Origin of the sequence: Paraeggerthella hongkongensis (assembly GCF_003726035.1) — a bacterium.
GTDB lineage: Bacteria > Actinomycetota > Coriobacteriia > Coriobacteriales > Eggerthellaceae > Paraeggerthella > Paraeggerthella hongkongensis.
On record NZ_QICD01000043.1, the window covers coordinates 1 to 8,778 of the forward strand.

At 46.8% G+C, this 8,778-nt stretch carries 5 protein-coding genes; 2 read left to right on the forward strand and 3 right to left on the reverse strand.

The features are described 5' to 3' along the window. Positions 1-785: 785 nt before the first annotated feature. The 3 genes from DMP08_RS12075 to DMP08_RS12085 form a co-directional block, all read right to left on the reverse strand. Positions 786-2,333, reverse strand: coding sequence for an AAA family ATPase (locus DMP08_RS12075; RefSeq protein WP_123193127.1), 1,548 nt, complete (start codon positions 2,331-2,333; stop codon positions 786-788). After that, a complete protein-coding gene (locus DMP08_RS12080; RefSeq protein WP_148042363.1) occupies positions 2,326-3,303 on the reverse strand; it encodes a hypothetical protein in 978 nt (325 codons plus the stop codon). Before DMP08_RS12080 ends, DMP08_RS12075 begins: the two co-directional genes overlap by 8 nt. 453 nt (positions 3,304-3,756) lie before the next feature. Further along, a complete protein-coding gene (locus tag DMP08_RS12085) occupies positions 3,757-5,538 on the reverse strand; it encodes a DUF6119 family protein (RefSeq protein ID WP_148042364.1) in 1,782 nt (593 codons plus the stop codon). Positions 5,539-5,743: 205 nt separating this feature from the next. Here DMP08_RS12085 and DMP08_RS12820 point away from each other — a divergent pair, with 205 nt between their 5' ends. Beyond that, positions 5,744-6,055, forward strand: coding sequence for a ParA family protein (locus tag DMP08_RS12820; RefSeq protein ID WP_123193130.1), 312 nt, complete (start codon positions 5,744-5,746; stop codon positions 6,053-6,055). Between the two features lie 547 nt (positions 6,056-6,602). After that, complete coding sequence (locus tag DMP08_RS12100) at positions 6,603-8,255, forward strand: reverse transcriptase domain-containing protein (RefSeq protein ID WP_123193131.1); 1,653 nt, start codon at positions 6,603-6,605, stop codon at positions 8,253-8,255. Positions 8,256-8,778: the final 523 nt, after the last annotated feature.

An 8,778-nucleotide genomic window follows, 5' to 3' on the forward strand; every position in this document is an offset into this window, starting at 1 on the left:
AGATGCTGGCAAAGGTGAGGGCACACCCGACAGGTACGGCTCAGGCATCGTCTGGGAGGAGTTTCACATGCCTACGAATTACAGGCAGTGAATAATTGGATCGGACACACTTTTTGAAACATAACCCGAAATAGGTCACCTTGGCTTTTCGCGTGAAGGCGTAAAGACAGCCGAAAGCAGACCTCCTTATGGAGAGGGGCAGCCTGGCGTACTCGTCTTCTTTCCGTACGATCGGCCCCGCATGAATCGCTCGACTGGAAGAAAGCCCTACCTCGGCTAGCTTATGCTTGAGGGCTTCAACCTCCTCGTCTATGCGATTCGCCTGATCATGGAACACCAAGGTGAGGAGATAATGCTCAGAGTTGCTTCCGAAGTCGCCAGACTCATCTATGAAGATGCTCAACTCCGACACGTGGAGAACCTCCTGAGGGCATAAAGATGGCGGGGGACTTCCCCCGCCGCAGGGTGGACCCGGGCCTTTCGACCAGTCCAGCTGAATGCAGTTTAGCAAAAACCCGTTCTGCCAACAAGGTTCTTCATATGAAAATCGGGCCGGAAGAAACTTCCGGCCCGATCGAAATTCCGTGGTGGAGATGATGGGATTCGAACCCACGACCCCCACGTTGCGAACGTGATGCTCTCCCAAAAGGTACGTAAACCATCACAATTACTTTAGTAGCTAAAGTGGTGATGCGCCCTTCGCTTGCCAAGATATCTATTGGACGAGAACAACAAAATGCGAAAACGAACCAGATCCGTCAATCAGTCTAGTCCCATATTAAGCTTCAACACCGCTTTTCCAGAACAGATGCGGCCCTGTTGGCAATTTGAGCGACAATAGCTTTGTTGATTTCCCTCAAGGACAAGCACTCGAGCTCCTTCAAACTGAAATTGATGTCAGAAATGTCCAACGCTTCTGAAAGGCCGAGCTTTTGTCGGTAAGACTCTGCTTTATTTTCTGCGAATTTCTGCACATGTTCAGCCTTCTCAGATATCGAAGGTTTAACGAACTCGCACATTAAATCAATTCTCGCTCTCAATTCTGGAGGTATCTTCTCGTTAAGCTCCTCTTCACTTTTTATATTTGAAGTAAACACTATGATATACCCATCAAGATCGTGCTCATGACCCATACGATCAGTATAAAAGCCATCCTCAAGCAACTCCAAGAAAAAGTTCTGCACATCGCGACTGGTCTTTTCGAATTCATCGCACAGAAGGATTCGAGCTTGAGCCTTTGAAAGCTTGTCGTTTAACTCACCGCCCTCACAACCGATATAGCCCGCTGGACTACCTATTAGGCTATTCAGCGAATCTTGTGAACTATAGCTTTCGAAGTTAATCTTCGCCAAACGCGAACCCTCTGCTAAAAGATCATTGAGCAATCTTGCAACCTCGGTTTTACCGACACCAGTTTCACCAAATAGAAAGAGCGATAGTATATGCTGATCGCCAAGGCTATTGGCGATCCTGAACCATTCAAGACGCTTGCTCAGTTCGGCTTTAAACTTCGAGTGTCCTGTCAATCGTTTATCGAAAGCGGCGGAAAAAAGCGCCAACTCATTCTTTTCAAAACTACAAATTGCATTAGCGGTGCCCCTTTTTGTTTCAAATTCCTCAAACACCAGATCCTCGTACAGGCCCGTCACGTCTTTAATGGAATCAAAAACGGACGGGAATACCTCAAAAAGCTTATCCGCAGCCTTTTCGTTGACAATATAGAAAAGATTCCCCGGAACTGAATAACAGAGCGATTCAAAGGCAAGCATTAATCCCGAACTATCGAAAGCAGCGAAAGCCGTCAGATCGATCATTACTTCGTTTTCGCTATTTGAGAGCAATCCAATTAAATCAGGTACATTGTCTCTCATCCAAGAAAACGATGCAAAATGAAACGCTTCCTCTCGTTCGGAACGACTAACGAGAGCATCGTACTCTGCTCGACATTTATATAAGTAGAGCGGCTTTCTTTTCATGCCGACTTTAGAACCTGCGATGTCGTCCTTTGGACATAGAGGACGACACTCAATAAAGTAATGAGGAAACGTTTCGAGAGCGAAATTCGACCATTTGGCTTTTGAAATGAAGAGAGCATTATTACCGGAGCAATTAAAAATGTTTTCTAATGCGATTTGCGAAAACTCGTTAGCGGAAGACCAAGCAAAACAGCTCGTCAGATCTGTATAGGTTTTCCGATTCTGACTAAGCTCGAGACTCGCTTCTTCGAAATCGGTACCTACCGACAGATATTCGAAACCATCTTTCTCAAAACCTAACGCCGCTCGACGATATTCTTTAGCACTCTCATATGTTAGAAGGGTCATCTTATGCATGGCAGAGCTTTTCTTTTATGCGAGCGAATAGTCCTTTGTGTACGTTCTTGACCGATTCGCACTCTGGCGAAATATCGCTCGTTTTATCAAAGCTGACTGGTTGGAGAATTGCAATCAGGTCAAGATAATGGACTACTTCGGGCTCTTTGCAGTCGCTTCGTTGTGACGAGGTAGACGCGATACTATAGTCTGCGCTTTTAATGATGCGAGTTGTCGTGTTCGAGGTTTGGTCCAGTGAGACAGTCTGCAGCGAGGTAAATGTATTCTGCTGCAAAATATGGCCGTCAACTTTGCCTTTGTATACGCCAACTAGAGAGACTTCACCCAAAAGCAAATCATGTATGCGATATTTACTTTCAAACTCGTTAGCGCTCTCAGATGGAATCTTAATTGCAAGACGCTCCTTGCCGTTCGTTCCATCCGAATTTTCGCGCTCAAAATCAGTCGCAAGTATATATGAGTAATCTTCGAGCATCGAAGAAACGATGTTGTTCACATCAAGACCCTGAACTCGCATGCCTTTAAGAGCATCGTGCCTTAATACTTGCATCTGAAAAATCTGCTCGTTGTCAACGACCGAGAGAGAAACGCCATCTATGCGCAAAAGGTCACCAGGCGCACTGTTGGCAATACGCGAAACCCTTTTTATCCTACGAGTATGATTAAGGAGTTGCTTTAGATAAGTTGACTTGGTGTGCTTGATTTCATAGGTTTCGGCAACTCTACGGGACTCAAGATTATCTAATGTGGAATCGACTGTCGATTCAAACTCAGCTTTCATAAATGGAACAACGTTCGTTCTGGCAGAGCCAGAAACGGAGCTCGATAAAGAGTCCTTGCTCTCTGCATAGCGTTCAACATTGCTGCTGGTATGAACAACATTCTCAAACGTCATACTTAACTCAACTGTTTTAGGATAGTTAAGATAGTAAATTATAAACACATCTGGACCGATTGCATCCTGCCCCATTGCTGCCTTCTATCAACTTCGTCCTGTTCAAATTCTCGGTTCTCGATATGATAGCCTAACAGCCTATAACCCGCCTATACCCACTATTTGGCGACATACAAAAATCGGGGCGTAGCCTATGGCCTCGCCCCGATCAGGTTTCGTGGTGGAGATGATGGGATTCGAACCCACGACCCCCACGTTGCGAACGTGATGCTCTCCCGAAAGGTACGTATACCATCACAATTTTTTTAGTATCTAAAATGGTGGTGCGTCCTTCGCTTTTCACGTTCGCCATTGAGCGAAATGAGAGAATAGGGGTGATCACAATTAAGCCCATGTAGCGGAATGGGTTTATAGCCAATCTCGAACCCGCGCAGTATCAAGATGGCAATATAAAATCAAGCTCCGTATCGAACATGCGCAGCTCTGCGAGCCGCACTCGCAGGGCAATGCGGTTTAGGACAAGCAACACTAGACGAGATCGAGCAACATAAAATCGATGTCAAAGTCTTTCAGTTGCTTTTCGGCGTCACACGAAATCAGTTTTGCATAGGACGATTCACTGTCTCCGCGCAACCCGCTTATGTAGCCGGTGGCGATGCAAAGCTTCGGCGAGCCAGAAAACAAGCCTCGAAAACTCTCTTTCGACACCGGCACCGATCTCGATCTCCGCTCATAGCATGCGGAAATGCGGTCATAATAATCATCTAGAAAAGCCTTCTTTTGGTCAGAATGAAGCCGATCCTGCCAAAGGCGGGCAGCCGATAGAGCCTGTCCAACCACGTCGCGCGCACCTGGTCCATCGAATTTCTGCTTGTTGTGAACGAGGTAGACCACGCCATCGTATTTGAACAGCAGATCAGCGAGCTCGACATTCGAAACCAATGCCTTGTGCCCGACGACGATGCACCTACGCTCTCGCAAAGCTTCGTTGTATGCGTCCTCTGTCGCGACGCCAACGTTCTCTTTGCAACTCAACCCAAACCCCCCACGAAGAGCCTTTGCCCTAGCTACGCTCTTTTCGTACAGCATCCCAAAGCGCTTCTGCAGCAAACTATCATGTGAACTAGGAATGCAGTACCAATGCCCGCCGTACAGAAAATATTCGACATCGCCTAAAACCGTGACGGCCTGCACACTGGCAATCACGACGTCCTTATGAGTAACACCACCTTCAAGCGTAGTTACGAGGTTTGATTTCAACAAGATGCGCTTTAAGTGCCGCTCATCAAAATCGCCTTCGCTTTTCAACTTTCGCACAACATCTTCAAACTCAATTGGAGAGTCAGACTTCATGAACGCCTGATTGATGTCACCTCCGCCTTTGTAGATTATGCGGTACCAATCAGACCAAGGGTACGATTCCGATCCGGCCCCCACCATCTTGACACTAGATCCTCTATCGCCAGTCAGAATCCCACCGATCAAAGCGTTCTCCAAGTCTCTCTCTTGGATGCCAAAGTTCTTCACCGGAACAAGGTTGTTTACGATGAACCTCGAGTCTTGCCTGTCTAGCTTGGCGATACTGCGCAATAGGGTTTTGAATTCCCCGAGTGTCAACGACTGCTTAAGTTTAAACGAAGCCGAAGTGACGTTTGCGATTTTATCTTTATAGGGAAACTCAGGCATGAAACCGAGAGCTTCTTGCTGCTCCTTTTCCAAGTGGACTTCGCAGTCCTTCAATACCGTGCCGATCTGGCTTCCATCAATGAAGCTGCGCTTGCTTTTCGTAGTTGTCCTGGTCGATGTCACGTCGCCCAACAAGTGGGACTTCCCGCTTTGGGAGACAGCTTCCGATTTCTCTTCGTAAATCTTCGTGAGCAGATTGGTTGCGAAGTCGCTCACAACGTATCCTTTGACATATGCAGCACCACGAGCTCCCGCAAGCAGGTAGACGGCTTCCCCTTGGATGCTGAAAAGAATCAAAGACGTACTTCGATTCTGAAGCAGCTCTTCAGAGAGGATTGCATCGTACGCGTCATCCCCTAACGACCTTCCCGAAATCAGCATGTCCTGAATGAAAGGAGCAATGTCGGCCTCTTTGTATGTGTTGAACACAATCCCTTCAACCTCCGAGACGCTTATTCTCCTGTATGCGTATCTGCCCAAGCGCTTAATGAGGTCATCCATAACGGCTTTGACCGCCGTTACCGGGGCGATCGCATTGCCTTCATCGATTCCCAAGAGCTTTTTGACTTTTAGGTAATCGATCTTATATACACCCATTTTTATTTTGGGGTTTTCTTTCGCCATTACGAACACCGTCCTAGGTTGTTTAACGGAATGGTTTGCCGCTGGCCATACATCTGTATTCGAATTTATTAATTAAGCACCGAATCAAATGCAATTATAAGCCTTTTCATTCAGTTCCAGCGTCAGACTGGATCGGCGGCAAAACTGCCCACCCTTGCATAACCCCAGCCGCGGCACAATACTCAATTCGGAAAGGCGTACGATCATGCACTCATGCAAAACCATAGCCATCGTCAACCAAAGGGAAGGTGTCGTGAAGGACGCGATCACCACGAACCTCGGCATCGGGCTAGCGATATGGGGAAGGCGCGTCCCGCTCGTGAATACCAACCCACAAGGCAATCTTACAACCTCGCTTGACTGGCAGGAGCCCGATGGGTTGAACACGACAATCGTCAACCGCCCGGAGGTAGTCTCTTCGACAAGCTGCATTCTCCCAACCAAAACGAGCTGCACTATGCAGAGGGCACCGGGCCTCATGCCTGCGAGCATTGGGTGCCCGACGGCCGAAATTTAACTCGTGACGGCAAGCGCGTCCGAAATCTGGTTCAAGCAAGAATTTTTACGAAGAAGAGAGTTTGAGAGCACAATTGAGGGTTTAGGAAAATAGATATATAACCCTCAATGAACGAACGAACCCCCGCCGAAACGAGGGTTCGTGTAAGTTTCCGTGGTGGAGATGATGGGATTCGAACCCACGACCCCCACGTTGCGAACGTGATGCTCTCCCGAAAGGTACGTATAACATCACCATTGTTTTAGTAACTAAAATGGTGATGTGTCCCGGTTGCTTCGTATACCTCCCAGAGGTAGACCATCCCTCTCTCAAATATCCGCACCTGTAGGGAAAGTAGACTCAGGGTCTCTCGGCTGTCATGTCTAATATTGTCGATTCAATGACAAAAAATTATCGCTCCATTACAATAGAATTAGCCACGATGGGGCTCGACTTTTGAATGTGTTTCGCATTCGTGTTTTTATGATCCTCGTTTCAGATTCGGTTTGACGGATGGATGTTTGCATAATGGAGTATTCGGCAACTTCTGACCCGAAGGAGTCCCATCGTGGTGGACAATAAGCATGGTGCACTTTTAGACATTGAATCAAAAGAGGATTTTGCATACTATCTGGAGCGACCGATCAAAGATCTCACGATGCTCGCGTATGCCAAAAACGGCATACGCTACAAGACCTTTGAGATCGGGAAAAAACGTTCTGGTGAAAAACGCACCATCGAAGCTCCAGTCGGATATCTCAAAGCAGTGCAACGACAACTATTGGAGCTTTTTAACGAGGCCTACCGACCCCCACAATGCGTTCACGGCTTTGTCTCTTCTTGCAGCATAGCCTCAAATGCAATGTCTCATGTAAAAAAGAGCGCTGTTGTTAATTTGGATCTTAGGGATTTTTTTCCAAGCATCACAGGGGATAGAATACATGGGTTATTCCGAAAAGACCCTTTCAGTTTTCCCGAAGATGTAGCAAATCTGCTTACAGAACTAGTATGCTACAAAGGGTCTCTACCTCAAGGGGCTCCGACATCTCCCATATTAAGCAATATGATTTGCTACCGGCTCGACAAGCAACTTGTTAGTTATGCTGCCAAAAACAAACTCGTTTACACACGTTATGCCGACGATATTACGTTCTCATCTACCAGCAGAAGCGCAATAAACAAACTCTTTAACGAGAGCGAGTTAGGAATCAATTCCGTTAGCCCGGAAGTTCGCAATATTATCGGTTCGAACAGATTTGAAATTAATGAAACAAAGATTCATATTGCAAGAAAATCATCCCGTCAGCAGGTGACCGGAATAATAGTGAACGAAAAGTGCAACTTTCCCAGGAAAGAATATCGATCTTTGCGAGTCCTATTCAACAATTGGGCTCTCGTTGGTTTCGAGTATGCGGGAGCCGAATATGCTAAGCGCAATCATTCCTATTCATCAAAGCTTTTTAATGAGGCCGGCCTGATTTCCGAGACGCTGCTGAAAAAGCATATCAGGGGTCGACTCGAATACTACACGATGATCACGGGCCCAAACAAAAAAGCTTCGCAGCCACTCGCAAAATTATGGAACATGTACCACGATGTAACTGGAGAAAAAGTTCCTATATCCACGCCAGAACGCACCGTATGCCAAACGGAAATTTGTTATTCACGCCAAAACGATCAAGGAGATCCCATTCCGCTTTGCGAAAATGGGACGAGCTTTTTAACCGATAAGGGATATCTTTTTACATGCGCTCATTGCTTATGCGACATACATCATGAGTACAAGAAAATTGGCGATGAACGATGCTCCTTCCCGACTTTAAAAGTGCTCTACGAACCCGAGCTCAGCGATTTTCTCATTGACAAAACATTAGATGTTGCAGCCATCAAAGCTCCACCATTCATGAAAAATGAAGCTTTTGCCCTCACTAATGGTAATTATTTTCCACAAATTGGGGAGTCGGTGAAGGCCTATGGCTTTGCGGGAGGAGATTCGTCGATACGCTGCATCGAGGCGGCGGTAGCAGAAACGCTAAAAGCGGGACGAGTTCGTGTTGATCGACCGTTCATACACGGTATGAGCGGCGGTCCAGTGTTTAACACCAGGGGAGAAGCTATCGGCTTGCTGACAGGAGGCAGTGCGCCGGATGATTATAGCCACGACGGTGAATTCGTATTATTCTCCGCAATTTCCGAGCAGCTTCCAAACGCCTTCAGATGATCGCTCCCGAAAGCACTGAAGCAATGCGGGTTTGGGGCTTCGTAAGGAACAAAGCGCAAATCAGGGGGTGAAGCCATTGGCTTCGCCCCCTGATGAAGTTTCCGTGGTGGAGATGAAGGGATTCGAACCCTCGACCCCTACGTTGCGAACGTAATGCTCTCCCAAAAGGTATGTATAGCATCACCATTACTTTAGTAACTAGAATGGTGGTGTGTCCTTCGCTACACAGAAGCATTGTCACAGCATCAGACAATTTCTTGATATTTTACCGACTATGGGAAGAGAACAGGCCATTCAACGGTTTGTGATTCAGTAGAGAAGCACACTCAATACGACCGCTGCATTTCACTAGAAATATCATTCAAAAAGTGCTTTTTGTTTTGCAAGTTCACTAAATGATTATTACAGGTAAATCGGTACATCGTTCCAAATTTCACCGGCACCCGTTACGGGGCTACCGGTACATCATTACGCTCTATCGGTACACCACAACATATTGATTTGACTCGCATACTCGTCATTC

What these genes read in the sequence shown, in the direction of transcription:
- DMP08_RS12075 (WP_123193127.1), bottom strand. Translation starts at nt 2,333, where the DNA reads ATGCATAAGATGACCCTTCTAACATATGAGAGTGCTAAAGAATATCGT.
- DMP08_RS12080 (WP_148042363.1), bottom strand. Translation starts at nt 3,303, where the DNA reads ATGGGGCAGGATGCAATCGGTCCAGATGTGTTTATAATTTACTATCTT.
- DMP08_RS12085 (WP_148042364.1), bottom strand. Translation starts at nt 5,538, where the DNA reads ATGGCGAAAGAAAACCCCAAAATAAAAATGGGTGTATATAAGATCGAT.
- DMP08_RS12820 (WP_123193130.1), top strand. Translation starts at nt 5,744, where the DNA reads ATGCACTCATGCAAAACCATAGCCATCGTCAACCAAAGGGAAGGTGTC.